Annotated in this window: 29 protein-coding genes, 21 tRNA genes and 1 rRNA gene; 13 read left to right on the top strand and 38 right to left on the bottom strand. The window is 43.7% G+C overall.

What is annotated here, in order from left to right:
- Positions 1–50 precede the first annotated feature (50 nt).
- The 4 genes from QUF94_RS03765 to QUF94_RS03750 all read right to left on the bottom strand — a co-directional run bounded on the left by QUF94_RS03765 (position 51) and on the right by QUF94_RS03750 (position 2,795).
- On the bottom strand, positions 51–821 hold the full coding sequence (locus QUF94_RS03765) for a TSUP family transporter (protein WP_289314657.1): 771 nt from the start codon (positions 819–821) through the stop codon (positions 51–53).
- Positions 822–853: 32 nt separating this feature from the next.
- The gene (locus tag QUF94_RS03760) at positions 854–1,318 is read right to left on the bottom strand and encodes a 2-thiouracil desulfurase family protein (RefSeq protein ID WP_289314656.1); all 465 of its coding nucleotides are present in this window, start codon (positions 1,316–1,318) and stop codon (positions 854–856) included.
- Between the two features lie 355 nt (positions 1,319–1,673).
- The gene (locus tag QUF94_RS03755) at positions 1,674–1,916 is read right to left on the bottom strand and encodes a DUF2584 domain-containing protein (protein ID WP_101225571.1); all 243 of its coding nucleotides are present in this window, start codon (positions 1,914–1,916) and stop codon (positions 1,674–1,676) included.
- Between the two features lie 51 nt (positions 1,917–1,967).
- Complete coding sequence (locus QUF94_RS03750) at positions 1,968–2,795, bottom strand: alpha/beta hydrolase family protein (RefSeq protein WP_289318281.1); 828 nt, start codon at positions 2,793–2,795, stop codon at positions 1,968–1,970.
- A gap of 96 nt (positions 2,796–2,891) precedes the next feature.
- On the opposite strand from QUF94_RS03750, the gene QUF94_RS03745 reads away from it, so the two are divergent.
- From QUF94_RS03745 to QUF94_RS03730, 4 genes are all read left to right on the top strand, one after another.
- Positions 2,892–3,893 (top strand): ABC transporter substrate-binding protein, encoded by a 1,002-nt coding sequence (locus tag QUF94_RS03745; RefSeq protein ID WP_289314655.1) that lies wholly within the window; start codon positions 2,892–2,894, stop codon positions 3,891–3,893.
- Positions 3,894–3,920: 27 nt separating this feature from the next.
- Positions 3,921–4,691, top strand: a complete 771-nt coding sequence (locus tag QUF94_RS03740; protein ID WP_289314654.1) for an ABC transporter ATP-binding protein — start codon at positions 3,921–3,923, stop codon at positions 4,689–4,691.
- On the top strand, positions 4,681–5,472 hold the full coding sequence (locus QUF94_RS03735; protein ID WP_289314653.1) for an ABC transporter permease: 792 nt from the start codon (positions 4,681–4,683) through the stop codon (positions 5,470–5,472). Before QUF94_RS03740 ends, QUF94_RS03735 begins: the two co-directional genes overlap by 11 nt.
- A gap of 429 nt (positions 5,473–5,901) precedes the next feature.
- Positions 5,902–6,063 carry a hypothetical protein gene (locus QUF94_RS03730; RefSeq protein ID WP_289314652.1) on the top strand — a complete coding sequence of 54 codons (162 nt, stop codon included), beginning with the start codon at positions 5,902–5,904 and terminating at the stop codon, positions 6,061–6,063.
- A 71-nt stretch (positions 6,064–6,134) separates the two neighbouring features.
- Here QUF94_RS03730 and ytkD read toward each other — a convergent pair whose 3' ends face one another.
- Together ytkD and QUF94_RS03720 are read right to left on the bottom strand one after the other, a co-directional pair.
- Positions 6,135–6,590 carry an RNA deprotection pyrophosphohydrolase gene (gene ytkD / locus QUF94_RS03725; RefSeq protein WP_289314651.1) on the bottom strand — a complete coding sequence of 152 codons (456 nt, stop codon included), beginning with the start codon at positions 6,588–6,590 and terminating at the stop codon, positions 6,135–6,137.
- A gap of 104 nt (positions 6,591–6,694) precedes the next feature.
- The gene (locus QUF94_RS03720) at positions 6,695–7,045 is read right to left on the bottom strand and encodes a hydrolase (protein ID WP_289314650.1); all 351 of its coding nucleotides are present in this window, start codon (positions 7,043–7,045) and stop codon (positions 6,695–6,697) included.
- A 227-nt stretch (positions 7,046–7,272) separates the two neighbouring features.
- On the opposite strand from QUF94_RS03720, the gene QUF94_RS03715 reads away from it, so the two are divergent.
- On the top strand, positions 7,273–7,539 hold the full coding sequence (locus QUF94_RS03715; RefSeq protein ID WP_370016622.1) for a DUF6154 family protein: 267 nt from the start codon (positions 7,273–7,275) through the stop codon (positions 7,537–7,539).
- A 104-nt stretch (positions 7,540–7,643) separates the two neighbouring features.
- On the opposite strand, the gene QUF94_RS03710 is transcribed toward QUF94_RS03715, so the two are convergent.
- Positions 7,644–8,084: a Dps family protein gene (locus QUF94_RS03710; RefSeq protein ID WP_289314649.1), complete on the bottom strand. Its 441-nt coding sequence runs from the start codon at positions 8,082–8,084 to the stop codon at positions 7,644–7,646.
- Positions 8,085–8,208: 124 nt separating this feature from the next.
- On the opposite strand from QUF94_RS03710, the gene ytzI reads away from it, so the two are divergent.
- Positions 8,209–8,364 (top strand): YtzI protein, encoded by a 156-nt coding sequence (gene ytzI / locus QUF94_RS03705; RefSeq protein ID WP_289314648.1) that lies wholly within the window; start codon positions 8,209–8,211, stop codon positions 8,362–8,364.
- A gap of 38 nt (positions 8,365–8,402) precedes the next feature.
- Here ytzI and QUF94_RS03700 read toward each other — a convergent pair whose 3' ends face one another.
- Positions 8,403–8,876, bottom strand: a complete 474-nt coding sequence (locus tag QUF94_RS03700) for an S-ribosylhomocysteine lyase (protein ID WP_289314647.1) — start codon at positions 8,874–8,876, stop codon at positions 8,403–8,405.
- 199 nt (positions 8,877–9,075) lie between these two features.
- On the opposite strand from QUF94_RS03700, the gene yidD reads away from it, so the two are divergent.
- Both yidD and QUF94_RS03690 read left to right on the top strand, forming a co-directional pair.
- Positions 9,076–9,297 carry a membrane protein insertion efficiency factor YidD gene (gene yidD / locus QUF94_RS03695; RefSeq protein WP_421157138.1) on the top strand — a complete coding sequence of 74 codons (222 nt, stop codon included), beginning with the start codon at positions 9,076–9,078 and terminating at the stop codon, positions 9,295–9,297.
- Positions 9,298–9,417: 120 nt separating this feature from the next.
- Positions 9,418–10,365 (top strand): metal ABC transporter solute-binding protein, Zn/Mn family, encoded by a 948-nt coding sequence (locus QUF94_RS03690; protein WP_289314645.1) that lies wholly within the window; start codon positions 9,418–9,420, stop codon positions 10,363–10,365.
- A gap of 71 nt (positions 10,366–10,436) precedes the next feature.
- On the opposite strand, the gene QUF94_RS03685 is transcribed toward QUF94_RS03690, so the two are convergent.
- Positions 10,437–11,501: a DctP family TRAP transporter solute-binding subunit gene (locus QUF94_RS03685; protein WP_289314644.1), complete on the bottom strand. Its 1,065-nt coding sequence runs from the start codon at positions 11,499–11,501 to the stop codon at positions 10,437–10,439.
- A 141-nt stretch (positions 11,502–11,642) separates the two neighbouring features.
- Between QUF94_RS03685 and QUF94_RS03680 the strand changes: the two genes are divergently transcribed.
- Positions 11,643–13,253, top strand: coding sequence for an ATP-binding protein (locus QUF94_RS03680; protein WP_289314643.1), 1,611 nt, complete (start codon positions 11,643–11,645; stop codon positions 13,251–13,253).
- Entirely contained in the window at positions 13,246–13,941 is a 696-nt protein-coding gene (locus QUF94_RS03675) for a response regulator (protein WP_289314642.1), read from the top strand. The genes QUF94_RS03680 and QUF94_RS03675 overlap by 8 nt, the downstream gene beginning before the upstream one ends.
- A 61-nt stretch (positions 13,942–14,002) precedes the next feature.
- Here the strand turns inward: QUF94_RS03675 and QUF94_RS03670 are convergent, their stop codons facing one another.
- The 7 genes from QUF94_RS03670 to QUF94_RS03640 form a co-directional block, all read right to left on the bottom strand.
- Positions 14,003–14,149, bottom strand: a complete 147-nt coding sequence (locus QUF94_RS03670; RefSeq protein WP_289314641.1) for a hypothetical protein — start codon at positions 14,147–14,149, stop codon at positions 14,003–14,005.
- A gap of 556 nt (positions 14,150–14,705) precedes the next feature.
- A complete protein-coding gene (menC, locus tag QUF94_RS03665; protein WP_289318280.1) occupies positions 14,706–15,809 on the bottom strand; it encodes an o-succinylbenzoate synthase in 1,104 nt (367 codons plus the stop codon).
- Positions 15,806–17,287, bottom strand: a complete 1,482-nt coding sequence (locus QUF94_RS03660; RefSeq protein WP_289314640.1) for an o-succinylbenzoate--CoA ligase — start codon at positions 17,285–17,287, stop codon at positions 15,806–15,808. The genes menC and QUF94_RS03660 overlap by 4 nt, the downstream gene beginning before the upstream one ends.
- 86 nt (positions 17,288–17,373) lie before the next feature.
- Entirely contained in the window at positions 17,374–18,192 is an 819-nt protein-coding gene (gene menB, locus QUF94_RS03655) for a 1,4-dihydroxy-2-naphthoyl-CoA synthase (protein WP_289314639.1), read from the bottom strand.
- A gap of 1 nt (position 18,193) precedes the next feature.
- Complete coding sequence (menH, locus tag QUF94_RS03650; RefSeq protein ID WP_289314638.1) at positions 18,194–19,015, bottom strand: 2-succinyl-6-hydroxy-2,4-cyclohexadiene-1-carboxylate synthase; 822 nt, start codon at positions 19,013–19,015, stop codon at positions 18,194–18,196.
- On the bottom strand, positions 19,012–20,763 hold the full coding sequence (menD, locus tag QUF94_RS03645; RefSeq protein WP_289314637.1) for a 2-succinyl-5-enolpyruvyl-6-hydroxy-3-cyclohexene-1-carboxylic-acid synthase: 1,752 nt from the start codon (positions 20,761–20,763) through the stop codon (positions 19,012–19,014). Before menD ends, menH begins: the two co-directional genes overlap by 4 nt.
- Positions 20,756–22,165: an isochorismate synthase gene (locus QUF94_RS03640; protein ID WP_289314636.1), complete on the bottom strand. Its 1,410-nt coding sequence runs from the start codon at positions 22,163–22,165 to the stop codon at positions 20,756–20,758. The genes menD and QUF94_RS03640 overlap by 8 nt, the downstream gene beginning before the upstream one ends.
- Before the next feature lie 298 nt (positions 22,166–22,463).
- Here QUF94_RS03640 and QUF94_RS03635 point away from each other — a divergent pair, with 298 nt between their 5' ends.
- The 3 genes from QUF94_RS03635 to QUF94_RS03625 all read left to right on the top strand — a co-directional run bounded on the left by QUF94_RS03635 (position 22,464) and on the right by QUF94_RS03625 (position 24,281).
- Positions 22,464–23,384, top strand: coding sequence for a 1,4-dihydroxy-2-naphthoate polyprenyltransferase (locus QUF94_RS03635; protein WP_289314635.1), 921 nt, complete (start codon positions 22,464–22,466; stop codon positions 23,382–23,384).
- Positions 23,385–23,530: 146 nt separating this feature from the next.
- A complete protein-coding gene (locus tag QUF94_RS03630) occupies positions 23,531–24,157 on the top strand; it encodes a TraR/DksA C4-type zinc finger protein (RefSeq protein WP_289314634.1) in 627 nt (208 codons plus the stop codon).
- A gap of 1 nt (position 24,158) precedes the next feature.
- Positions 24,159–24,281: a hypothetical protein gene (locus tag QUF94_RS03625; protein WP_289314633.1), complete on the top strand. Its 123-nt coding sequence runs from the start codon at positions 24,159–24,161 to the stop codon at positions 24,279–24,281.
- A 41-nt stretch (positions 24,282–24,322) separates the two neighbouring features.
- On the opposite strand, the gene QUF94_RS03620 is transcribed toward QUF94_RS03625, so the two are convergent.
- The 22 genes from QUF94_RS03620 to rrf all read right to left on the bottom strand — a co-directional run bounded on the left by QUF94_RS03620 (position 24,323) and on the right by rrf (position 26,418).
- A tRNA-Glu gene (locus QUF94_RS03620) sits at positions 24,323–24,394 on the bottom strand.
- A 3-nt stretch (positions 24,395–24,397) separates the two neighbouring features.
- Positions 24,398–24,488: transfer RNA gene (locus tag QUF94_RS03615), tRNA-Ser, on the bottom strand.
- A 1-nt stretch (position 24,489) separates the two neighbouring features.
- Positions 24,490–24,564, bottom strand: a tRNA-Asn gene (locus QUF94_RS03610).
- A 12-nt stretch (positions 24,565–24,576) separates the two neighbouring features.
- Positions 24,577–24,653, bottom strand: a tRNA-Ile gene (locus QUF94_RS03605).
- 5 nt (positions 24,654–24,658) lie between these two features.
- Positions 24,659–24,732: transfer RNA gene (locus QUF94_RS03600), tRNA-Gly, on the bottom strand.
- A gap of 4 nt (positions 24,733–24,736) precedes the next feature.
- A tRNA-His gene (locus QUF94_RS03595) sits at positions 24,737–24,812 on the bottom strand.
- 16 nt (positions 24,813–24,828) lie between these two features.
- A tRNA-Phe gene (locus QUF94_RS03590) sits at positions 24,829–24,904 on the bottom strand.
- Positions 24,905–24,927: 23 nt separating this feature from the next.
- Positions 24,928–25,003 (bottom strand) — tRNA-Asp (locus QUF94_RS03585).
- 6 nt (positions 25,004–25,009) lie between these two features.
- Positions 25,010–25,083 (bottom strand) — tRNA-Met (locus QUF94_RS03580).
- Positions 25,084–25,185: 102 nt separating this feature from the next.
- A tRNA-Ser gene (locus QUF94_RS03575) sits at positions 25,186–25,278 on the bottom strand.
- 20 nt (positions 25,279–25,298) lie between these two features.
- A tRNA-Ile gene (locus QUF94_RS03570) sits at positions 25,299–25,375 on the bottom strand.
- A gap of 10 nt (positions 25,376–25,385) precedes the next feature.
- Positions 25,386–25,462, bottom strand: a tRNA-Met gene (locus QUF94_RS03565).
- Between the two features lie 28 nt (positions 25,463–25,490).
- Positions 25,491–25,566, bottom strand: a tRNA-Ala gene (locus QUF94_RS03560).
- A gap of 17 nt (positions 25,567–25,583) precedes the next feature.
- A tRNA-Pro gene (locus tag QUF94_RS03555) sits at positions 25,584–25,660 on the bottom strand.
- 11 nt (positions 25,661–25,671) lie between these two features.
- Positions 25,672–25,748: transfer RNA gene (locus QUF94_RS03550), tRNA-Arg, on the bottom strand.
- A 9-nt stretch (positions 25,749–25,757) separates the two neighbouring features.
- Positions 25,758–25,846, bottom strand: a tRNA-Leu gene (locus QUF94_RS03545).
- 12 nt (positions 25,847–25,858) lie between these two features.
- Positions 25,859–25,933, bottom strand: a tRNA-Gly gene (locus QUF94_RS03540).
- A gap of 8 nt (positions 25,934–25,941) precedes the next feature.
- Positions 25,942–26,023 (bottom strand) — tRNA-Leu (locus tag QUF94_RS03535).
- Between the two features lie 8 nt (positions 26,024–26,031).
- Positions 26,032–26,107, bottom strand: a tRNA-Lys gene (locus tag QUF94_RS03530).
- A 22-nt stretch (positions 26,108–26,129) separates the two neighbouring features.
- Positions 26,130–26,205 (bottom strand) — tRNA-Thr (locus QUF94_RS03525).
- A gap of 10 nt (positions 26,206–26,215) precedes the next feature.
- Positions 26,216–26,291: transfer RNA gene (locus QUF94_RS03520), tRNA-Val, on the bottom strand.
- 11 nt (positions 26,292–26,302) lie between these two features.
- A 5S ribosomal RNA gene (gene rrf, locus QUF94_RS03515) occupies positions 26,303–26,418 on the bottom strand.
- Positions 26,419–26,451 lie beyond the last annotated feature (33 nt).

The following is a 26,451-nucleotide window of genomic DNA, read 5'->3' as shown; positions in this document are numbered from 1 at the left end:
CAAAAATGGCCGGAGATACAAATTTGTATCTCCGGCCATTTTTTATATCATCAAAACACATGAAAATAATTCAAGACATTTTTTCCAATCAGTAAAATCGTGACGCAAATGAATAATAAACGTACATAGGAAGCACCTTTCTTAATTGCGAAGTTCGTTCCGACCAATGCTCCTGCGACCATTGCAAGACCCATCGGAATTCCATAGGCAAAATTGACGGTCCCCATCGATAAGAAAATGATAAGTGCGGCTATATTGCTTCCAAAGTTCAATATTCTTGCATTCCCAGCTGCCTGGACAAAATCAAATCCAATGATCAAAAATGAAAATAATAAAAAGGAGCCTGTCCCTGGTCCAAGAAAACCATCATAAAAACCAATGGCAAAAATTATGGCAATCAGAAGTAACATTTTCTTCCTTGTCAGTCCTTTATACCTTGCATCTTTACCCCAATCTTTTTTTACCATCGTATAAATCGCAACAATGACCAACAAGATCAAAATGAGGGGCTTTAATATTTCAGCGGAAACGAAATGTACAACAAAAGCCCCTAATGCCGCTCCAATCACAGTAATCGGAAACAGCTTGATGACGAATTTGAAATTCACTTTGCCAGCCCGAATGAATGAAATCGTACTCGTTAAAGATCCCATTGTACCCGCAAGCTTATTAGTCGCAAGTGCCGCAGAAGGCGAAATCCCCGTGAACAATAAAGCCGGAATGGAAATTAAGCCGCCTCCGCCCACAACGGAATCGATGAATGCAGCAATAAAACCCGCAATAATTAAAAATAGCAAAGTATAGAGATTGATATCCTCCATGTATTCCCCTTCTTTCAAAAGCACTATCTAAATCATTTTTCGTCCAGATAATCGACTAACCCTTCCTCTGATGTAACCGTGAATCCATGGCGTTTAAGCAAAGCCGCGGTCACTCCATTCCCGACCCTCCTCTCCCCCTTGAATTCACCATTATAAATCGTCGCACTTCCACAGGATGGACTATTTTCTTTTAAAACGACAAGCGTCGCTCCAACCTCCTGGGCTTTCAATAATGTAAGATTGGCTCCTTCTATGTACAACTCCGTTACATCCCGACCCGACTTTTCAATTACCTTCGCTTTTCCATTAAGGACATCCCCACCATCACCGCCAATTATCTCAGCAGGTTCCCTAGGTGTCGAAAAACCGCCAAGCAACTCAGGACAAACCGCTACCGCCTTTTTCTCCCTCATTAATTCCATAATTCTATCGTCCAGGCTGTGTGTACCGTTGTATCTCACCTCAAGACCTGCTAAACAAGAACTCACCAAAATCATCAAATCACCCCATCTCATGCTTTTTAATCCATTTTATCATTCTTTCAGTATCATTCATTTCGAATATTGAATATCAATTGGAATTTTGCTGTGTGGCGAATGACGACGGTCGAATTATCGGAATGGAGGTCGATTTATCGACGCGGAGGTCGATTTATCGGCGCGGAGGTCGATTTTTTGGTACGGAGGTCGATTTTTTTTGGGCGCACGGTCGATTTATTTGGGTGTAGGTCGATTTATCGGCGCGGAGGTCGATTTATTTGGGTGTAGGTCGATTTATCGGCGCGGAGGTCTAATTCTGGCAACCCAACCAAAAAAAGCGCTTGCAGTGAATTCCCGGCAAGCGCTTGTCTATTTAGTTAGTTGAGTTCAGTGATAGAAGTTGGTACGTAATGATGGTCTTTTCACTTGTCCATTCAATTTTTTGGATAACGGCTGTTCCGCTTGAGTCAGATTGAATCGTTTTGCGGACATCGATTGGGATATCGATAGGGTATAACCGGTAACCTGCTTTCGATAGCCGAAAGATATTTTCTTCTTCTCGGGTTTCATTCCCTTTTGTAACGATCATAGTATTGAGTTCCATAGGCATGCCCATGTTGTATCTCCTCCTCTTGCCAATATACTTAGAATATACTTCATTCTATCATTATTCGGTTTTATTTTTCATCCAAGTTGTTAAATCTTCGACTACTTTTCTGTTAATGGCCGGTGGGAAGTAATGAGTGAATTGAGGAAAATACCAGCTTTCGACCTCTTTGTCATGCATTTTCAACCTTTTCTCCAACCTGTACGCGTGTTCAATGGCGACATTGTCATCTTTTTCACCATGAATGATCAGAACGGGTATATTCAAATCTTCAATCGCAAACAATGGTGTACGGTATTCATATTGATCAGGGCATTTTTTTGGTGTTCCGCCGATAACCCGCTTCATCATCCGACGCATATCGACACGTTCGACATATGTTAAAAACATATCCGACACACCTCCCCATGTGACAATCGACGCTGCATTCTTGCAGTATATCCCAGTCCAAAGCGCCATGATGCCGCCACGGGAAAATCCGAGGATATGAATGTGGTCCTTGTTCACTCGGGGGTGCTGTTCAAGAAGATTGAATCCTGATATCGCGTCGAACCTATCTTCTCCCCCAAAATCCTCATCTCCCTCTCCGCCTTGATTTCCACGGTAAAAAGGGGCAAAAACGATAAAACCTTCTACGGCATACTGCACAATCCTTGCGGGCCTGACCTTGCCGACATTTTTAATCCCGCCGCGTAAATATAAGAAGGCATCGTGAATTTCACCATCAACCGGTTCAGCCAGTAACCCCTTTACTTTCAGGCCTTGTGATATGTATGTAACTGAATAAAGATGGATTTGTGGATGCGGTGAGGGAAACCGCCGTTTTGAAATAATCGTCCCGTTCTCCAATTTCCACTCTCCTTTCTCTTTAATCTTATTGTAAAACATCCGCTTGTTTTTATCCCCTAAGAGGCATTCACATTTTTTTCTTCCATTCATACGATAAGGTAGGCAAAATACCTATTTATCAAGGAGGAAGGAATTTTGAAAAAATGGTGTAAAGCAGGTGTCATATTTTTACTTCTGTGTGTGCTGGTGATCCCGCTCGGAGCATGTGGCAACAAGGACCAGGAAACAACGAAGGTCAGGGTGGCCGAAGTTACCCGCTCCCTTTTCTATACACCGCAATATGTAGCGATTGAAAAGGGATTTTTTAAAGACGAGGGCCTAAGCATTGATTTGAAAACGACGGCAGGCGGCGACAAGACGATGACCACGCTTCTGTCCGATGGTGCGGATATTGCTCTCGTTGGCTCTGAAACATCGATCTATGTTCAGGCACAAGGTTCGAACGATCCCGTCATCAACTTTGCCCAATTAACACAGACGGATGGAACGTTTCTTGTTTCACGTGAAAAAATCGACAACTTCAAATGGGATATGCTGAAAAACTCTACATTCCTAGGCCAGCGAAAAGGCGGGATGCCGCAAATGGCCGGCGAGTTCGTATTGAAAAAACATAACATAGACCCGAAAGAAGATTTGAATCTCATCCAGAATATTGATTTTGCGAATGTCGCAACTGCCTTCGCTTCCGGAACAGGCGATTTTGTTCAACTGTTCGAACCAACAGCCAGCGTGTTTGAAAAAGAAGGAAAAGGCTATATCGTCGCTTCTTTCGGCACCGAGTCCGGGCATCTTCCCTATACGGTTTATATGGCTAAGGAAAGCTATTTGAAAGAAGACAAAGAGACTGTCGAGAAATTCACGAAGGCATTGAAGAAAGCACAGGATTGGGTTCAGGAAACTGACGCTGCCGAAATTGCCAAAGTCATTCAGCCATATTTTGAAGATACCAATATCGAGACGATGGAAACAGTCATCAACCGCTACAAAGAACAAGGATCCTTTGCCACCGACCCCATTCTTGATGAAGAAGAATGGAACAATCTGCAAAACATCATGGATGAAGCAGGAGAGCTGCCTTCACGTATAAGCCATGATGAGCTGGTCAATACCGATTTTGCTGAAGAAGTCACAAAATAGCATAGCTAAAGGTAAGGAGGATGTCCGATGAGCTTTTTAAAAATCCAAGACATTCACCATACTTATTTTTCAAATCAGACGGCAGCGACCGCACTCGCGGACATTTCCCTCGACATTGAAAAAGGTGAATTCGTCTCTTTTCTAGGTCCCAGCGGCTGCGGAAAGACTACCCTGCTTTCCATCATCGCCGGGCTATTTCCGCCCACTGCGGGAAAGATCCTGCTCGAAAACAAACCTCTGAAGGCCAACAGTGACCTTTCAATCGGCTATATGCTGCAGCAGGATTATCTATTTCCATGGAAGACGATAGAAGAAAATGTTTTATTAGGATTGAAACTGATTAAAAAGGATGAAGGCCTTGAGAGAATAAAGACGCTGAAACTATTAAGTGACGTTGGATTGGGAGGCACCGGAAAATTATATCCGCGCGAACTCTCAGGCGGAATGAGGCAAAGGGCTGCACTGGCACGGACACTGGCGGTCGATCCAAAAATCCTTTTGCTTGACGAACCCTTCTCGGCCCTTGATTACCAAACGAAGCTGAAGCTGGAAGACCTTGTTTTTGAAACCTTGAAATCCTTCGGAAAGACAGCCGTGCTCGTCACCCATGATATCGGTGAAGCCATTGCAATGAGTGACCGCATTTATCTGTTTTCCGCGAACCCGGGTAGCGTGTACAAAACTTTAGATGTTCCCGATGAACTGCGTGAACTGACGCCTTTCCATGCACGCAACCATCCACAGTATCCGATGCTATTCCAAACGATCTGGAAGGAGCTTGAGAGCCTTGAATATTGAACAACTTCATAACCAATATAAAACCTCATTAAAAAAGGAAAACAGGCTCATTCGCTTTTATCAGATCCTGATTTTCATTGTTTTTTTCAGCAGTTGGGAACTTTTTTCCAGAATGGAATGGATTGACCCGCTCATCTTCAGCTCCCCAACTAAAGTGTGGCATCTTTTCATACAGAAATTGAGTGATGGAACGCTGCTTTCCCATTCCGGAGTGACGCTATTCGAGACCGTTCTCGGCTTCATCATAGGGACTTTTCTTGGAACAGTCCTGGCATCACTGCTCTGGTGGTCGCCAAGATTATCAAAAACACTTGACCCCTATCTCGTCATTTTAAATGCCATGCCGAAAGTGGCACTCGGCCCCATCATCATCGTAGCATTCGGCCCTGGCTTCCCTTCCATCATCTCGATGGGGGCAATCATCTCCATCATCATCACCACCATCGTCGTCTACACCGCATTTCGCGAAGTGGACCCGAACTACCTGAAGGTGCTCCAAACTTTTGGAGCCACAAGAACACAAGCTTTTCGGGAAGCCATATTACCCGCCTCATTCCCAACGATCATCTCGACATTGAAAGTGAATGTCGGCCTCTCCTGGGTCGGCGTCATCGTCGGAGAATTCCTTGTCTCGGCGAAAGGATTGGGCTACCTGATCATTTATGGCTTTCAAGTCTTCAACTTCACCCTCGTCATGCTTGCCTTGATGATCATCGCCGTCTTTGCCACCATCATGTATCAACTTGTCGAACTGCTCGAGCGAAAACTAATCAAAGACTAACCAAACTGCCGATAACCCTCGGCAGTTTTTCATTCATGTCAGGAATTTATTGAGTTCCGGCGATTTATTCGTGAGTTTGATGCGTTTACTCGTGAATTTGCGCGGTTTACTCGTGAGTTTGCGCGGTTTATTCGTGAGTTTGGTGCTTTACTCGTGAGTTTCGGCGATTTACTCGTGAATTTGCGCGGTTTACTCGTGAGTTTGGTGCTTTACTCGTGAGTTTCGGCGATTTACTCGTGAATTAGGTGCGTTTACTCGTGAGTTTGCGCGATTTACTCGTGAATTAGGTGCGTTTACTCGTGAGTTTCGCCGATTTACTCGTGATTTGGTGCGTTTACTCGTGAATTTGCGCGGTTTACTCGTGAGTTTGGTGCGTTTACTCGTGAATTTACGCGGTTTACTCGTGAGTTTGCGCGATTTACTCGTGAGTTGAGTTTGGTGCGTTTACTCGTGAATTTGCGCGGTTTACTCGTGAGTTGGTGCTTTACTCGTGAGTTTGCGCGGTTTACTCGTGAGTTTGCGCGGTTTATTCGTGAGTTCGGTGCGTTTACTCGTGAGTTTGCGCGATTTACTCGTGAATACGAGCCTTAATTCGTGAATTTGATGTTTTACCTATAAATTGTCCAATATCCGTAAATTTGCCCCATCTACTCGTTTCTCAGTTATATACTGCCATCCAGCCTTGATAAGCTCAACGGCACAATCTGATCTTTCATGATGAAACTAAACTCCTCACCCAGTACATCCGGAAATGCTTCCAAAAAGATCGGGCCGTCCGTTTCCAGGTAATCTTCCTTCTTTTCGACCTCACGCAAAGAAGCATAGTATATCGATTTAACGAATGGCTTAACTGGGTCATGCACTTTATATTGTCCCAAAAATTGCAGCTCCCCCACTAACCCCCCTGTTTCTTCATACACTTCCCGTATGGCTGTTTGTTCTATCGACTCCCCTGCTTCCCGCTTACCTCCCGGGAACTCCAATCCCCGCTCTCTGTGTTTGGTCAATACCCACGTTCCCTTATACCTGCTTAGCACAAAAACATGCCAGGACTCTCCAAAAACAGGATCCTCGGAGTATTCCACCTTATATCCGTTCTTATCAAAAAAGCGTTTCATTTTTCCCCTTCTCTCCATGTAAGAAATAATGCTGATTTTTATTGGATCCATCTTTCATTATAATCCAGCAAGAATCTCCATCACATCAAAAAAACGATGGCACCTCAATATTCGAGGCCATCGTCTGTTGGTTTTGCCTGTAAAATCCCCATACTTTCTATATGCCGTCTTCCTTCTTCAGTACCTAGTGCATAAATCATCTCGTAAATTTTTTGGAGTGTGATGTCCTGTTTATCATTTTCCCGGTCATAATGATATTGTAGGTATGGGACATGTGCCCGGTAAAAGTTTTCTTCCCCTACAGAATAATTATAATCAAATAACTCACGTAACTTGATGACTTCATTATCAGTAGCCTCGATTTCGAAATTCCATGGAGAACTTTCCCTATCTTGTGTTATCTGCCCATTCGGAAGCCAAATGTAATACTTTTTCCTGTTTTCAGACACATTCATCCACCCTTTCCATAAATCCTACGCTTATTTTTTCACGTAATCCCCCACTTCATACAATGGAAAATTTTGCTTAAAGAAGAACAAAGATGTTAAATAATAGATTAAAGTATCTTTCAAAGGGTAAAACATATAATAAGCCCAAGCATCCCTTCAGATTTTTATATGCACCCAGAGGTTTTTTTGATAACCTACATATAAAGAGATAACGGATTTCTAATAAATGTGAGGTGAGAGTTTTGAAGTTAATTGAAGAATTATACAATATGTACCGCAATAAGATGACTGGTGATGAAGAAGATATTGATATGCTTACTTTTGCCGTTCTGGAACAACTGGATCGCAAGGAAATTTTCGAATTGCTTCAAGAGATGGATGATCAGGAACTAACCAATCTAATGGGCCTTTACATTATTGAAACTTTAAAAGGGAAGTTCGCACAAAATAGCATGAACGACACGAAACCTACACATTTTCCGCCACGGAATATTCATTAATACATACTTGTCAGGTGTCCCTCTCTTGATGGATGCCTTTTTGTTGTTTTAGTTTTTTTTCCTCCAAAAAAAAACCCTACCGAAGTAGAGCTTTTCCTTAAACCTTAACGTCCTAAATACGCACGCAACATCCAAGCATGTTTGTTTAAGCTTTTCTTCATGCCTGTCAGCATATCAGCCGTAACCGGATCTTCTTGTTCCGCAACTTCGATAATTTCCGAGAACTCTTCGGAAAGCTTCTCAAAATCACTGATGACACTTTGAACCATATCTTCTGTATTTTCGTTCCCTGTCGCTTCTTCAATCGTGGTTAATTCCAAGTATTCTTTAAGGGTAGCGACCGGTTTTTCACCAATGGCCAATAGTCTTTCAGCCAATTCGTCATAATTGGTTGTCACTTCTTTATATAGCTCTTCCAATTTTTGGTGAAGTTCAAAGAAGTGCGGTCCATTCACGAACCAGTGGTAATTATGAATTTTCGTATAAAGAACACTGAAGTTTGCAATTTCCTTATTCACTAAAGTTCCTAATTTTTTCTGAGCCATAAATATCTACCTCCGTAAGTTGGTTATACCTTTATAATTCCCTCTATTCAAAAATTGAAACATTATCTATTTCGATTCTTATGCTAAAATGAATCTAAATTGTGAACGTTAGGGGCTGTAAAGTATGATTACGGTTTTAGTTATCTCCATTATTGTGATTCTGATTGTATTGGCATTATCCGTCCTAACCATCGGAAAGGGTTACAGCTACAAGCATACAGTGGATCCCATTGACCCTTTGCCAGAGTATGAGCGGAAAAAGGAAGAATCCGAAAAATAAAAAAGGTTCCTGTCAAAAAATGACGGGAACCTTTTTCATTAACCGAAAACTTTATGAAGTTCTTCTTTATCTTGTGTAAGCCAGAAATTCATTAATTTCTTAGCTCCTTCAAGATCATGCAATTTTGCTTGGCCGCATTGCTTTTCATTTGCAGCAGGAATTTCTGTAATTGTAACGGCATCCTTGAATGTATCTTCAAGAACATCGATGATTTCCGTTACTGTCGGCTCACCGCTGACAACAAGGTAATATCCTGTTTGACAGCCCATTGGCGAAATATCGATAATATCAAAATGATCGTAACGCTCAGAATGCTTACGGATATTGAATGCAAGCAAATGTTCCAGTGTATGGATCGTATCCGGCTTCATCGCTTGTTTATTCGGCTGGCAAAAACGGATATCAAATTTATTAACAACACCATCTGTTCCTACCTTATGGACACCGCAATGTCTAACATATGGGGCTTTAACAGCGTCATGATCTAATTCAAAGCTTTCAACTGAAGGCATTTAATTCACTCCTTAATTGTATGTCATCTCTATTTTACCTTGAATAACAATATATTTCATCCTTTAAAATTAATTCTCATTATATCTATCGGATTACCAATATGCTTATACCTTATTGGAAATTTAGAAAATATGCTATAATTGAGGGTAGTGAATTTACTCGAAAAGAGATGAAAGCATCGTGTTGAAAAAAGTACTAATGGGAATCATCCGTTTTTACCAAGTTGCCATTTCTCCAATAAAACCGCCTACCTGCCGTTTTTACCCAACGTGTTCCCATTATGGTTTGGAAGCGATCAACCGTTTCGGCCCTATAAAAGGAAGCTGGTTAGCACTCATCCGGATCCTTAAATGTCATCCGTTTCATCCAGGAGGCATTGACCTTGTTCCAGAAAAAAAAGAAAAAAGTGAGGACCATTAGAAAAAACCCTTGCTTTCCTTTGCAATTTTTTGTATTATACAGAAGTCAAATCGTAATCATTTCGTTTTTACACATAAAATTCAAATCGTAATCAATACGAATTATAAAGGAGCATTTCATATGAAAAATCGAGCATTGCTCTCACTTTTCCTTGTTACTGCGCTATTTTTGTCAGCCTGCGGCAACTCAAAGGGAGAATCCACTAAAAAAGAGAAGGATACCTTAGATATATATACGACCGTTTACCCATTGCAATACTTCACGGAAGCCATTGGTGGGGAGTACGTGAACGTCGAAACGGTTTATCCACCCGGAACGGATGAACACTCATTTGAACCCTCTCAAAAAGATATTGTAAAAATGGCTGAGTCAGACCTATTTTTCTATATTGGCTATAATCTTGAAGGCTTTGTAACCAAAGCTGAACCAATTTTAAGCAAAGAAGGCGTCGGCACAGTCGCGATAGGCGAAACGGTTCATCTTGATGAAGAAGAGCATGCACACGAAGATGAACATGCCCATGAAGAAGACGGTCATGACCATGGGGGCGTCAATCCGCATTTATGGTTAGATCCCATCTATTCCATTGAGATGGCCAAAACCATCAAGGACGAATTAACGAAGAAAATGCCTGAACAGGAAGAATATTTCAACAGTCAATTCAACAAGCTTTCCGAAAAGCTGAAGTCACTTGATGAAAAATTCGTGACAACAATCGAGTCGGGCCGTACCAATAAGATCATCGTTTCCCATTCCGCTTATGGGTATTGGGAGGAACGCTACGGCCTTGAACAGATTGGCGTCACAGGACTAACGTCTTCAAACGAACCATCTCAAAAAGAACTGGGGAAAATCGTAACCATGGCCGATGAAGAGAACTTGAATTACGTCATCTTTGAGCAGAATATCAGTTCTAAACTAACCGAGATCATCCAAAAGGAAATGGGAGCGAAATCACTTGAGCTCCATAACCTTTCCGTTCTGACGGATAAAGATATCGAAGCTGGCGAAGATTACTTCAGTTTAATGGAAAAAAATATAAAGACACTGCAAACTGCATTGCAATAGTCAAAAAAAAAAGCGGGTCCTTATGGGTCCGCTTTTTTTGGTCCTTTTAAACGACTAAAGAGCCGCTTTCGTTATTCCTTTAAATGCTTCTCACGAATCTTTTCCATTTTCGTCATCAATTCGGTTCCAATCGTTGATTCAAATTCCGGATAGATGACGGTCATCTCTTCCATCCATTCTTTCTTTTCTTCATCTGACAGTGTATAGATGTCTATATTCGATTTTTGTTGAATTTCCCGTAGCTGTTCCTGATTCAATTCAGTTGATTTGTTCCATAGCCATTTCGTTGTATCATCCATCGCCCGTTGGATTTGCTGCTGAATATCCAACGGGAGTTTGTTCCAAAATGGCTTGTTTATCATGACGACATACCCTAAATAGCCGTGATCACTGATCGTTAAATATTTTTGCACCTCATATAATTTCTTGGAATAGATATTCGAAATCGTATTTTCCTGGCTATCCGTTTCATTGATTTCAAGGCTTTTAAACGTATCATTAAACTCCAGCTGAGATGTAGTCGCCCCAAAATGCTTAAATTGGCTTTCCAGGACTGCACTTGGCATGATTCTAAAATTCTTTCCTGCAAAATCACTTGGATGCCGTATCGGTTTGCTGCTTGTAATCTGTTTATAGTTATTCGACCAAAATGCGAGTCCCTCGATATCAATGGTATTCAGCTGCTTAAGCAGCTCTTCCCCCACTTCCCCATTCAAAGCTTCCTGCAAGGCAGCGTCCGTTGGAAAGACGTAAGGGAGGTCCAATAGCATCCATTTTTTTGATATACTCGTAATTTTAGATGTAGTTGGAGCAATCATCTGCACCTTGTTTTCCTGTAATGCTTCGATTTCTTCAAGATCACTATATAATGACTGATTAGGATAAACTTCAATTTTGACACGATGATCTGTATATTCATCGACTAGTTGGGCAAACCGGTTCGCAGCTAGCCCTTTAGGTGTATTTTCGGCTACGACATGACTGAACTTAATTACGATTTGATCCTTCATCCCTACCTGCTCCTCATCCTTCGGCAAATTGAAACCGAAGCTTGTAAAGAACGATTGAAACGATATATATACTGCTATCGACAGCCCCAAGCCAATTAATATGAAGTACCCCCATAATGCACGCATACCGACAACTCCTTACCGCTCACATCACGTTATCACTATTCTATCACAGCCTTTTTGCTGTCGTAATACAATGCGCGAAAAATAGCGAAAAGTGATAGTAATTCTGTTACTATTAAGTATAGAAGTAATGGAGGAGAAACAATGGATAAATCCTTTCATATGCCCATTCAAGTTAAAATCACCCTGCTATCATTCGTAATCGTCGCTTTTTCGATACTTATAGGCGGGATTTTTATATTTGGAAATATCGTTTCAGTCAGGGAAGATGAAATTGGCAAACGATCGATGATCACCGCCCATACCATTGCCGAACTCCCTGAGGTACAAAGATTGGTCCGTGAGCCCGAAGGATGGACGCAGCTCAATCCGATTATTGAAAATTTAAGGAAAATCCATCAAGCGGATTATATAGTTGTGCTCAACAATCAGCATATACGTTATTCCCACCCTGTGTTCAGCCAATTGGGAACCCCCTCGGGCAGCAGCGACGAAAGCGCTGCGTTCGCCGAACACGAATACCTTTCGAAGGCCGCTGGCGAACTTGGCATTTCCGTCCGCGCCTTTGTCCCGATCCTTGATAGAGATAGAGAGCAAATCGGCGTCGTTCTGGTTGGGAATATCCTGCCTACGATACCGGAATTAATCAAGGATCTGAAAGGCGAAATCGCGATTATCCTGGTCCTTACACTCCTATTCGGTGTATGCGGCTCATGGCTCATGGCCAGACGGATAAAAAAAGAGACCTTTCAACTTGAACCACATGAAATTTCACGGATGTTGGTTGAAAGGACAGCGGCTTTCAATGCCATGCATGAAGGGGTCATCGCCATAGATAATAATCAGACAATCACGATTTTCAATGAAAAGGCTAAGCAAATATTCAATATTGACGGTGCGGTCATAGGCAAGAATATCAATGATATTATACATGATACCCGTCTCCCGGAAGTGCTCGACCGGACATCTCCCATCTTCAATCAGGAAATCTCCGTTCAAAACAGGAATATTGTAAGCAACCGGGTACCGATAAAGATTGCGGATAAAACGATCGGTGCCGTGGCCATTTTCCAGGATCGCACCGATGTGACGAAGCTAGCTGAAGAGTTGACTAGTGTCAAAGCTTTCGTTGAAGCCCTGCGCGTCCAAAACCATGAACATATGAACAAACTTCATACGATAGCTGGATTGATCCAGCTAGGTAATCTGGACGAAGCACTGCATTACATTTTTCAAATCACGGAAGAGCAAGAGGAATTGACCAGGTTTTTAACGAAGCACATTCACGATGATAATTTAGTGGGGCTTATATTAAGCAAGATTTCCTTGGGACGGGAACTCGGAATCGAACTAATCATGGACAAGCACACGAAATTGGACCACTTCCCAGCTGATATGGATCATCACGATTTTGTTTTGATAATCGGAAACCTGATCGAAAATTCATTCGCTGCACTAAAGCATTTTTCAGAGGAAACGAAACAGGTTTATCTATCCATCTACCAGGATGAACGTAATTGTCAAATCGTGCTTGAGGATAATGGACCCGGTATTCCTGAGGACATTCATAAAGATATATTCGAATATGGTTTTACAACAAAAGGTGCGGAAGGATCAGGAATTGGTCTTTACCTAATAGACCAAATTGTAAAAAAAGCGAACGGCGAAATGAAATTCACGACACGCCCTAACGAAGGAACAAGCTTTTTTCTTTCTTTTCCCATGCACGATATAGAGGAGAACCAAAATGACTAATGAAATTCGTGTACTTTTAATTGAAGACGACCCAATGGTCCAAGAGGTCAACAAACAGTTCATCGAGCGCCTGTCTGCCTTTAAAGTAGTTGATACAGCTTCCAATGGGCTTGATGGTCTAAAAAAAATCAGGGAGTCTAAACCTGACCTTGTGATTTTGGACATCTTCATGCCATCTTTAAACGGGGTAGATACACTTTATCAAATAAGAAAAGAGCAACTTGATGTGGATGTCATCATCATTTCAGCGGCAAATGATCAGAAAACGATCCGAAAAATGGTACAGAACGGGGCTTTTGACTATTTAATCAAGCCATTCAAATTCGAAAGGCTAAAACATACGCTTGAACAATATTTTGCTTTTCGGATGGAGGTTGAACCTGACCATCAAATCTCTCAAAATCAGCTTGACCGAATTCTCTTTCAAACCAAAACACCTTCTGAATCGAGTCCGAAATATGATGTTCCGAAAGGATTGAATGGCGCGACTCTTGAGCAAGTGACGAAATTCATAAAGACCCAGCCTGGATCTTTATCTGCGGAAGAAGTGGCTGATGGGATTGGAATCGCCAGAGTTACTGCAAGGCGCTATCTTGAATACTTGCATGGCGAAGAAGTCCTTCAGCTTGACGTTCAGTACGGCAGCATCGGCCGTCCAGTCAATAGGTACCGGCTTCAAAAATCTTAAAACGCATGGGGACCAGCTAGAACCGAAACGGTTCCCTTTTACCTTTTATCTTTTATCCATTTTACGCACCCGTCTTTCGATCATATAGGCCCCACTTTCTCTTCAAAAGAAACAGTTCACACTCCGCCAATGCCGTCACTTCTTTAATGACATAGTCCGGCATGCCTCTTCTTAGTAGAATTTCCGCAATAAGGTACGGTCTTTTCATATACTCTCCCCTCCCATTCCCTTGGTTGCATACTTTTTATTTCATTATACAAAATAATCCAGTAAAGAAAAAATAGACAAAGCCCCATTTTACGAAAAAAAATATGACTGATCGGGCCATTTAAATGATTTTTCTTCTTTAAAACTCCATTTTTAATAGGGAATACTGGAGAAAAAATATATTTGTAGTCTGCTGACAAATAAAAAAGAGTTCCAATCGTTTTCAGAAATCCGTTCCCTTTCCGCTCTGCCAAGCCTCCTGCCGCAAGCATCTGGCGGGGTCTTGGTTAGCCAGTTATTCGGCAGGAGTATCCGAGTTAACTTTTAACACCATGATTCGGGGGTGAGAGCTCCTTATATCGACAAACTGATATTTGTTAGTATCCTATTAAAATCATTTTCCAAAAGGGTGGGGTTTTTGTCCAAGAAGTACTAAATGGGTGAGTTCCATATACCGTGATATCGAATGGATGAAGCACATTAGCTTTCTAGCGAGATAGAGGATTATTATAAAATGTGGTTCAAAAGAGGTGCGGCATTCACCTCCTTTGATGTTTTCACCTGTACAGTTTACTATATGTAGTCAAATCCTTTAGCCGCTTTTCATTGATGGCAAAACCGATCCCAGCTTTATCGGGGACTTGGATCATGCCATTTTTGACAATGACTTCCGGATCGATTATGTCCCCTTCCCAATAGCGGGATGAGGATGATATATCCCCGGGAATCGTGAACCCTTTTAATGTGGCAAGTGCGATATTATGTGCACGTGAAATGCCAAATTCAATCATGCCCCCGCACCAAACGGGCACATCATTTCCCAGGCATAGATCATGTATTTTGACAGCTTCCGTCCAGCCGCCGACTTTTGCCATCTTAATGTTGATCACCCCACAGCTTCCGAGCGACAGAGCACTTTTGGCATCATGAAAGGAATTTATGCTTTCATCAAGGCAAATGGGTGTCTGCAGCTGTTTCTGTAAAATGGCATGCTCAACAATGTCGTCATGTCCCAGCGGCTGCTCAATCATCATCAGATTAAACACATCAAGCTTCTGAAGGTGTGGGATGTCATCAAGAGTGTACGCTGAATTGGCATCTGCCATTAGCGGAATATCGGGATAGGCCCGACGGATTTCCGATAAAAACTCCAGATCATCTTGAGGATTGATTTTTATCTTATATCGCTGATAACCAGATCCGGAAAAATCCTCAATCTGGCGCAACGCGTCTTCAATATCATTGGAAGCAACGACAACACCAGCGGGCACTTCACTTCGTTCGCCGCCAAACAGCCGACCGAGATAGACTTCTTTCTGCTTCGCATATAGATCACGAATTGCCTGCTCTAAAGCTGACTTCGCCATCGCATTCCGTCTGATTCCGCTCCATAAGTTCGGCAGCTCATCAGGATGCTTGATCTGACTTGCCAATGTCAGCGGTATTAAGAAGTCCTCCAACATATGAAAGCATGTTTTGATCGTTTCCTCGGTATACCAAGGACTTGCAAATGGCACCGCTTCCCCGTATCCAATCAATCCATCTTCATCCATGGCTTCGACAATTATCACTTCCCGGTCGCTTACCGTTTCGAGATGCGTCTTAAATGGCCGCTTTAATGGGGCCTTAATGAGCTTTAGTGAAATGGAGGATAACATCATTGCCATTCCCCCATTCCCTTCTTCAGTTCCCTTCTCAGAAGCTTGCTCGCGCCATTACGCGGAAGCTCCTGGCAAAAAATCACGTTCCGGGGAATTTTATAGGCCGCCAAGGATTCCCTGCAATACTCCAGCAGTTCGCTCTCACTAAGCTCTGCACCTTGGTTTAAAACGACAAAAGCGAGTGGAACCTGTCCCCATTTTTCATCGTCAGTCCCCGTCACTCCCGCTTCGAATACATCCGGATGCTTACTAAGGACATTTTCAATCTCGGCCGGATAGACATTTTCACCGCCGGATATGATTAAATCCGAGCGTCGGTCAAGCACATACAAAAAGCCTTCCTCATCGAGATAACCAAGGTCCCCAGTATAAAGCCATCCATCGGTAATGGCCTGCTGTGTAGCATCCATCCGATTGAAATAGCCTTTTGTCACATTTGGACCTGAAACCACGATTTCACCCGCTTCCCCCGGTTCACACATATTGCCGTCTTTCTCTATACGTAATTGCGAAGGGAATAAAGGTTTTCCCGCTGATCCGATTTTTGTCATACTATACTCCGGTGCCAGTGTCACAATCTGTGAAGACGTTTCGGTCATCCCATAAGACTGATAGACGGGAATCCCTTTCTCCTTACATGATTCAAGTAAATGAACGGGTGCAGGGCCGCCGCCCAACAGGAAACAGCGAAAGGTTTCCGGATAGCCAGTTCCCTTCAAATCCTGCACCATCCTATTCAGCATCGCCGTCACGACCGAAATGATCGTCACGCCATTTTCCTGAATGCTCCGGTTTGCTTCCCGTTCATCGAACCGTTCCGCCAAAACGACCTTCATGCCATAAATCACATTTTTCATCAGGATGGATAAGCCGCTAATATGAAAGATCGGAACCGCGCAATACCAAGAATCCTCCTCATGCAATCCAAGGTTCAGAACCGACCCGACGGCACTCCACCAATGATTGCCGAAGGTTTGGATCACACCTTTTGGATTTCCTGTCGTACCTGATGTATACATGATCGTAGCGGTATCCTCAAGGTAAAACTCTTGAAGTATCTCTGCCTTGCCCTCATCCGGCAATTCTTCCATTAAGTGAAGGTTTAAATCAGGGAGAATACCGCCAATATCCGAGAGTTTGTCGGTGAAGGTACCTTCTGAAACCAGATAAACGGTCTCACTATCTTCAATCTGCCAGGACAACTCTTTTGCCGTTAACTTATTATTCAGCATCACAATCTTCACACCAAGATAAAATAGTGCGTGGATAGCGACAACACCATCAATATGATTACGGAGTAAAACCGCGCATGAATCGCCAGCCCTCAGACCAATGTTAGAAAGCTTGCCAGCCATCTTCTCCGATAATGTATGCAGTTCAAGAAAGCTATACGTATGACCTTCAAACTCAATTGCCGGACGATCTGGTGAAAGATGCGCCCGATTTTTCAGCCAGTTCGGCAACTTTTCTTCTGCCATGTTTGCTTAGCCTCCTCCATTTGGATATAGAAAACAGCCCGGCGAATATCCGCCAAGCTGTCAGTCTCATCGATTCACGCGTTTCATTAAGGGAAACGAGGGAATTGTCCAAAGTCCGGATTGCGTTTTTCTTTGAATGCATCGCGGCCTTCTTTTGCTTCTTCTGTTGTATAGTATAAAAGTGTAGCGTCACCAGCCAATTGTTGAAGACCTGCAAGGCCATCAGTATCAGCGTTCATTGCCGCTTTCAAGAAACGAAGTGCCGTTGGGCTCTTCTCAAGCATTTCTTCACACCATTTAACCGTTTCCGCTTCTAATTGGTCTAAAGGTACGACTGTGTTGACCAATCCCATATCCAATGCTTCCTGGGCATTGTATTGACGGCATAGGTACCAGATTTCACGTGCCTTTTTATGACCGACGATACGTGCCAGGTAGCCAGAACCATAACCAGCATCAAAGCTTCCAACATTCGGTCCAGTTTGTCCGAAGACTGCATTGTCAGCAGCAATCGTTAAGTCACAAACCACATTCAAGACATTACCTCCACCAATTGCATAACCTGCGACCATGGCTACGACTGGTTTTGGAATGACGCGAATCAAGCGTTGTAAATCAAGAACGTTTAGACGTGGAATGTTATCTTCACCTACATATCCGCCATTCCCACGTACACTTTGGTCTCCGCCTGAACAGAATGCTTTGCCGCCTACACCCGTTAAAATAATGACACCGATGCTGGAATCATCACGCGCCCTTGCGAATGCATCAATCATTTCCGCAGTCGTTTTTGGCGTGAATGCATTATGTACATGCGGTCGGTTGATGGACACTTTTGCAATCCCGTTATATTTTTCATATAAAATTTCATCATACTCACGTATTGTTTCCCATTGTATCGTCATCTTAATTCCTCCTTCGATTTCTCTTTAAAAACTCACTTATTATTTTACCAAACTTTTCTCCATCTTCCACATGAATCGCATGTCCCGCACCATTTATTATTTTCCATTCAGCCCGCTTCAGCTTTTTTTTCATCGAGGCAGCAATTTCACAAAACTTAGGATCGAATTCACCGGTTACAAGGAGCACAGGAAAATCAAGGGTTTTCAGTTCTTCCCAGTAAGAAGCTTGACTGCCGGTCCCCATACCGAGAAGGCTATTGTAAAGGCCGGCAGGGACATTTGCCATCCGCTGTTCCCGGATGGCCGACCTGGTTTTGGCCGGCAGCCGTTTTTGACTTTCAAACAACGGGATGTTTTCCCATTGATCCACAAAAGCTTCCATGCCATTTTCAAGAATCCTTTCGGCAAGCTTCCTATCATTTCGTCTTCGGATTTCCCGCTCCTCTTCTGTTAAAAGGCCTGGTGAAGCGCTTTCCAATATCAATGTATCAACATACCCAGGATATAAACAGGCAAATCCCAATCCAAGCCTTCCGCCCATCGAGTATCCAAGGATATGGGCTTTCGTGAAATGTAACGCATCCAAAATATCCTTGATATCTTCAGCCACTCGCTCCATCTCATACCTTCGATAATCAACTGGTGATGCAGACATGCCATGACCTATGATGTCGACCATGATCATTGTATACCGCTCACGCAAAAGCGGAATGAGGAATTTCCATGTATCCCGATTTCCCGTAAATCCGTGCAAAAGAACAAGAGGATCTCCATTTCCCGTTATTTCAACAGCATAATTGACATCCTTGATGACAAAATTCATGATATTTCCCTGTCTAACACCATTTTTATTTCCTGGGAAACAAAACTCCACAAATTTCGATGCTTTTGTAAATTGGACTCTCTTTCTGTCGGTACTTCAATGATTTTCAGACCTTGCATTTCAAATGACTCTGTAAATACCTTCTTTAACTCATCCCAATTTTGCACCTTGCTGTATTTACCGCCGTAAAGCTGGGCAGCATGGGAAAAATCAAGACCGTGAGGCGTCCCGAATAGCGTTTCGAAATGTTCTCTCTCATTCGCCTGTGGCAAGAAGGAGAAAATGCCGCCCCCATCATTATTGATCAACAATATCGTGATGTTTTGTTTTTGAAGTTTAGCCGCAAGCAAGCCATTCATATCATGGAAAAAACTTAAATCCCCGATTGCCAGTACGGTATTTTTCGATACCGTACTTACGCCAAGCGCAGTGGAAACGACACCATCGATGCCATTCGCCCCTCGGTTTGCAAAGGTCTTGATTCCCTTTCCATTATTCAAAAAGAATGTATCCAAATCACGTATGGGCATACTATTCCCGACAAACAAAGTGGATCCCGATGGCATCATATCAGCTAACAGGGAGAACAGCTTGCCTTCACTTAACTCCCCTTCATCCTTGATGGAGGCTAAGGCATTCTTCGTCGCTCCGTTGACGGTTTGCCATAAACCAAGCCATTCATCATCATTGGCCTCAGTAATATTTTCAACAACACGCTTGCAGAAATCTTTCTCTTCGCTGTAAATCATGTTAGTTGCCAATCCTGCTGGCTCACGCCAACCTGCACCGCCATCGACGACCAAAGTGGTTGCCTGTTTTTGTTTTTTCATGAATAACAATAAGGGTTTAGAAACAGGCATTGCCCCGAAACGCAATATCACTTCCGGCTTGAAAGCCGCTTTTACCGCTTCATCGCGCAGAAACGTATCGTACGCATCAATTATGACGTCTTTGCCGTGACTCCCGCTCCTTAACTGGGAAAGAGGGTCAGCCAGTACCGGAAAAGCAAGTTTATCCGCTAATGCGACGATGGCTTCCTTCATCTCTGGATGCGGTAATTCGCCACATACAATCAACCCTTGCCTAGCTTGTGACAAAGTAGTTGCAACAGCTTCTATTTGTGATGCGGACAATGACCGTTCTCCACTGTCAATCAACACTGCAGGCGTCATTTTATTTTGCCGATACTCCTTTGCTTGCTCCAGATCCGGAATCAATGGTTCACGAAGCGGGAAATTCAAATGTACAGGCCCTGCAGGTTCACTTGCCGCTGTAGCCACTGCCCTTGCACCGACCGTTCTTGCATACCGCATCATCTCATCCGTGCTTTCAGGAAGTGCCATTTCGACAAACCATTTTACTTGTCTACCATAAAGATGAATCTGGTCGATTGCCTGTGGGGCGCCGACATCACGCAATTCATGCGGACGATCAGCGGTAAGTACAATAAGCGGCACCCTTGAATAAAAAGCCTCAATGACGGCTGGATAAAAGTTTGCAGCGGCTGTACCGGACGTACAAAGAAGTCCGACAGGTTCCTTTAAGGCCTTAGCCAAACCAAGGGCAAAAAAAGCAGCCGAACGCTCATCCACATTAATATGAACTTCGATATCAGGGTGTTCCACTAGCAACAAAGCTAGGGGTGTGGATCGTGAACCCGGGCTCACCACCACATGCTTCATCTCATTTTGTGCCAGCTCATCGACAAATGAAGCAGCATATGCTGTCAATGCATCTCGGTCATTCATTAAGATTTCCTCCTAAAGCACTTAACATCGGATTGAATTTAATCCCCGTTTCCCGGAATTCACTTTCGGGAGTCGAATCCTCAACTACGCCGCATCCAGCAAAAAGCGATGCCTCATTGTTCTGTATAAGCGCAGATCGTATCCCTACAGCGAATTCCCCATTTCCATACGTATCCACCCAGCCTAGAGGACCCGCATAAAAGCCGCGTTCAAGACCTTCCATTTCCCGGATTCGGACAACGGCCTTTTCTTTTGGAAGTCCGCCCATAGCCGGTGTAGGATGTAGTTTCTCGACGAATTCAAAAATCGTGACACCTTCCTTGGATATTCCGCGGACCGGTGTATATAAATGCTGGATATGACGGTTTTTCATAAGTTTCGGTTCGGCCGGAACAATTACCTTTTCGCATACAGAATCAAAGGCATTCGATATCATCGACACGACATATTGGTGCTCTTGTAAATTCTTTTGGTCATGAAGCAATTCATCACCAAGACAAACATCTTCTTCCTCATCTTTCCCTCGCCCCATCGATCCAGCAAGACAGGTAGAAAATACTTCATTTCCCTGTTTCTTAATTAAACGTTCAGGAGTGGCACCGACAAAACAGTCACCACCAGCTTCCAAACTGAAAATATAGCTTAATGGCTGCTCAGCAATCAATTGTTCAAGCACTTTCCCTGAATCGATGGAACGCTCAAAAACCAGTCGAAGCTCCCTCGCCAAAACGATTTTGTCGAGATCTGTCGTCTTGATTTCCTGAACAGCCTCAGCGACCGTCCGTTTCCATTCGTCAGGTTTGACTTCCCTCTGCTTAACCAGGGAATTGTGACCCAATCCAGTGTCATCCAAGCTTTCGAAAAGGAAAGCTTCCCGTTCATTTATCATATCTATGAAGAGTTTTTCTGAATCATCAGGCGAACAAAGTAAGTTTGTCGTTAAGTAAGCTTGTTTCCCCACTATTGATAGCATGAAGGCAGGTATATAAAACAGGTTGTCCCCGAATTGATTCCAAAGGAGCGTACTGTTAGTTTCATAATCAAAAGAAAAGCCCCCAAACAGTAAAGGACCGGTCGCTTCTACATCAGTCAATCCTGTTTTGACAGCAGTATTCTGCAGTTTGATCCAGCTCTTTTCGACTTCTCTATAACGTTCGGCATTCGATGCCGCTTTGAGTTTCTTAACATTGCCTAAGCCGGTGATGGTTATTTCCTTTGCAGGGTCCTCCCAGAAAAAGCGTTCACCCGCGTACCGTTCTCTTCCAGCTTGATAAAATGAAAGGGGGTTCGTGCAATTAACTTTCTTAATATGACTGAATAGAACTTGATCATTCAAGTCCTTCGCCTTTTGTATAGCTGAAGCCAGTCCCTGAAACTGCCCAGTTTCTTCTGAGATAGCCAAAAAAATCCCCCCAAATGTACATTTTAAAAGCTTTTTAACCTATTTAAAGATACACCTCCATTCAACCTCATGTCAATAAAACGCCCCTATACCGAGCGATTCATGCCTGCTTTTTTCCTTATTATATGAATCTTAGCGAATGAAGAGAAATATCCTTTATTTTGGAAGAGAATCGTCCACGAAATCAATTGACACCCTTACCTAATTTTCCTATCCTTATTAGGATAACCTTTTGTGCAACATTTCAATATTTGTTATAATTTCGAGAGAACCAATAATGAGTTTGAGGAGAGAAATAATGCAAACAGAATACGACGGACTTCCCCTTAAACGGACCTGGAAGATTTGGTGGGAGTTAATTCGTCCACATACACTAACCGCAGCTTTTGTCCCGGTCTTACTTGGAACTATGATTGCACTTTTGGATGATGGAGTGAATTGGTTACTATTCGCTGCCATGATGATTGCAAGTATCCTGATTCAAGCTGCAACCAATTTATTCAATGAATACTATGATTTCAAGCGAGGCTTGGATACGGAGGAATCCGTAGGCATCGGTGGCGGAATCGTCCGTCATGGGATGACCCCCAAACTCATCATGACCTTGGCCCTTGGCATGTATGCCATCGCACTCATAATCGGAATCTATATCTGTGCCGCATCATCTTGGTGGCTTGCTGCAGTAGGACTGGTTTGCATGCTTGTCGGCTATCTTTATACAGGCGGTCCCCTACCCATTTCATATACACCATTCGGGGAACTTTTTTCTGGATTGTTCATGGGCTTTTTGATAATCCTGATCGCCTTTTTCATTCAAACCGGTCATGTTTCCTCAACAGCCATCTTAATTGCCATTCCAAGTGGAATATTGGTCGGGTTGATCAACTTATCCAATAACCTCCGTGACCATGATGGGGATAAGGCACATGGCCGCAAAACCATGCCTGTAGTGATGGGCAGGAAAAACGCCCTGAAATTCATGGCAATCATGTTTGCCTTCTCTTATCTATGGCTGGTTGGGTTAGTCCTTACCGGAAACGTAACAGCGTGGATTCTCCTTGCCTTCCTAAGCATCCCTAAAGCCATGGCCGCAATCAAAGGCTTCGTAGGTAAAACGCAGCCGATCACCATGGTGCCAGCAATGAAAGCCACGGCCCAGACGAACACCTTCTTTGGCTTACTCATGGCCATTGGATTATTCATCAGCTATCTAATATGATCTCCAAGGACTGAGCTCATCCGCTCAGTCCTTTTTTCTATCTTCCGTTCCATTTTGTTTTCCTATACTACGATTCGGGTAATAGATAATACAACCATCTTACCAATATAAAATGAGATATGGACTTTAGAAGGAGTGAAACGGATATGGCAACCAAACAGCAAATGCAAAAATTCAAAAAAGAACTGCTTCAAGAAAAAGATGAGCTTGGAAACAGGATTCAAAATGATGAACAATCCGTTCTGGATAAAAGCCAGACTGAATCCGTAGGGGAATTATCATCCTATGATAATCATCCTGCTGACCTAGGAACAGAATTATTCGAGATGGAACGGAACCAAGCATTGGATGAGCATGCACAATCTGAAATGGAGAAAATCGAAGAAGCATTGAATGCCATAGATGAGGGTACGTATGGCCATTGTGAAACCTGTGATATAGAAATCCCCATCGATAGGCTTGAAGCGATCCCAAGCACTCTTTACTGTGTCGAGCATGCCCCAGAACGGCCTACTATACAAGACCGACCAGTGGAAGAGGATATATTGATTCCATCTAAGGGTGATCATTTTGAAAATCGTCATGGAAATGAAATAGTGGATAAAGAGGATAGCTTTGGTGAAGTCGCCAAATTCGGTACATCCGAAACGCCATCTGATTACACCGGCGATCATGACAATTATAATGATCTTTATAAAACCGAAGATGAAACGGATGGATTTCCAGAAGACTATGAAGGATTTGCAGCAAATGATATCGAAGGAAAAAAATAGGGTGGATATACCGAACAAAAAGCAAAAGGAATATGAAGATACATTAGATGAAGAAAATATCGATTCCCAGCTTGGAAACATTCCTTATAAACAAAAAGATACTTATATCAATGAAAAGAAATGAAAAAAAGAAGCATACATGAATGTATGCTTCCTTTTTTGTTATGACCCGTACGGGATTCGAACCCGTGTTACCGCCGTGAAAGGGCGGTGTCTTAACCGCTTGACCAACGGGCCAAATGGCGGAGAAGGAGGGATTTGAACCCTCGCGCCGCTCGCGCGACCTACACCCTTAGCAGGGGCGCCTCTTCAGCCTCTTGAGTACTTCCCCATGGCTCCGCAGGTAGGACTCGAACCTACGACCGTTCGGTTAACAGCCGAATGCTCTACCACTGAGCTACTGCGGAACAATATGAATATGGTGGGCCTAAATGGACTCGAACCATCGACCTCACGCTTATCAGGCGTGCGCTCTAACCAGCTGAGCTATAGGCCCATATTTGGAGCGGGTGAAGGGAATCGAACCCTCATCATCAGCTTGGAAGGCTGAGGTTTTACCACTAAACTACACCCGCGAAATGGGGCGACTGATGGGAATCGAACCCACGAATGCCTGAACCACAATCAGGTGCGTTAACCACTTCGCCACAACCGCCGTAATATGAAAGATATGGTGGCTCAGGACGGAATCGAACCGCCGACACAAGGATTTTCAGTCCTTTGCTCTACCGACTGAGCTACTGAGCCACATTTGTATTAAATTTAAAAAATGGCGGTCCCGACGGGAATCGAACCCGCGATCTCCTGCGTGACAGGCAGGCATGTTAACCGCTACACCACGGGACCTAATAATTGCGGGGACAGGATTTGAACCTGCGACCTTCGGGTTATGAGCCCGACGAGCTACCGGACTGCTCCACCCCGCGACGGTAATAATGAAACGATTTGCATCAAGTTTTCGTGAATATTGTTTTTTCGCTTCCTCTATGTAAGGTTGTTTCAAAACAACTTGCTGCTTTTTAAAAAAATGGAGGAGGTAGAGGGATTCGAACCCCCGCGGGATTTGACTCCCCTGTCGGTTTTCAAGACCGATCCCTTCAGCCGAACTTGGGTATACCTCCACGGCTTTAAAAAATGCATATGGTGGACCTTGTAGGACTCGAACCTACGACCGGACGGTTATGAGCCGTCTGCTCTAACCAGCTGAGCTAAAGGTCCTTATATTTATTGGTAGCGGCGGAGGGGATCGAACCCCCGACCTCACGGGTATGAACCGTACGCTCTAGCCAGCTGAGCTACACCGCCAATATAATATAAGTATCTGATTGAAAAATGGTGGAGCCTAGCGGGATCGAACCGCTGACCTCCTGCGTGCAAGGCAGGCGCTCTCCCAGCTGAGCTAAGGCCCCATTCATTAAAAATCACGTGGTCGGGAAGACAGGATTCGAACCTGCGACCCCTTGGTCCCAAACCAAGTGCTCTACCAAGCTGAGCTACTTCCCGCAATAAAAACATGGTGCGCCCGGCGGGAGTCGAACCTACAACCTTCTGATTCGTAGTCAGATGCTCTATCCAATTGAGCTACGGGCGCATATTAAGATGGTGCCGAGGACCGGAATCGAACCGGTACGGTAGTCACCTACCGCAGGATTTTAAGTCCTGTGCGTCTGCCAGTTCCGCCACCCCGGCACATACGAAAAGTGGAGCGGAAGACGGGATTCGAACCCGCGACCCCAACCTTGGCAAGGTTGTATTCTACCACTGAACTACTTCCGCATGAAAGATGCGGGTGAAGGGACTTGAACCCCCACGCCTTGCGGCGCCAGATCCTAAGTCTGGTGCGTCTGCCAATTCCGCCACACCCGCATATAAAATGGTGAGCCATGAAGGATTCGAACCTTCGACCCTCTGATTAAAAGTCAGATGCTCTACCAACTGAGCTAATGGCTCGTGCTTGTACTATTTCAAAATATGGTGCCGGCAAGAGGACTTGAACCCCCAACCTACTGATTACAAGTCAGTTGCTCTACCAGTTGAGCTACACCGGCAGGTGTAAAATGGTGGAGGATGACGGGATCGAACCGCCGACCCTCTGCTTGTAAGGCAGATGCTCTCCCAGCTGAGCTAATCCTCCATATAAAACCTGCTTGGCGACGTCCTACTCTCACAGGGGGAAACCCCCAACTACCATCGGCGCTGAAGAGCTTAACTGCCGTGTTCGGAATGGGAACGGGTGTGACCTCTTCGCTATCGTCACCAAACATTGTTAACATTTTTTTAAGACATATATTATT

Origin of the sequence: Peribacillus sp. NJ4 (assembly GCF_030348345.1) — a bacterium.
GTDB lineage: Bacteria > Bacillota > Bacilli > Bacillales > DSM-1321 > Peribacillus.
Note: the sequence above shows the minus strand (reverse complement) of the source record. Positions and strands in the feature narration are given on the sequence as shown.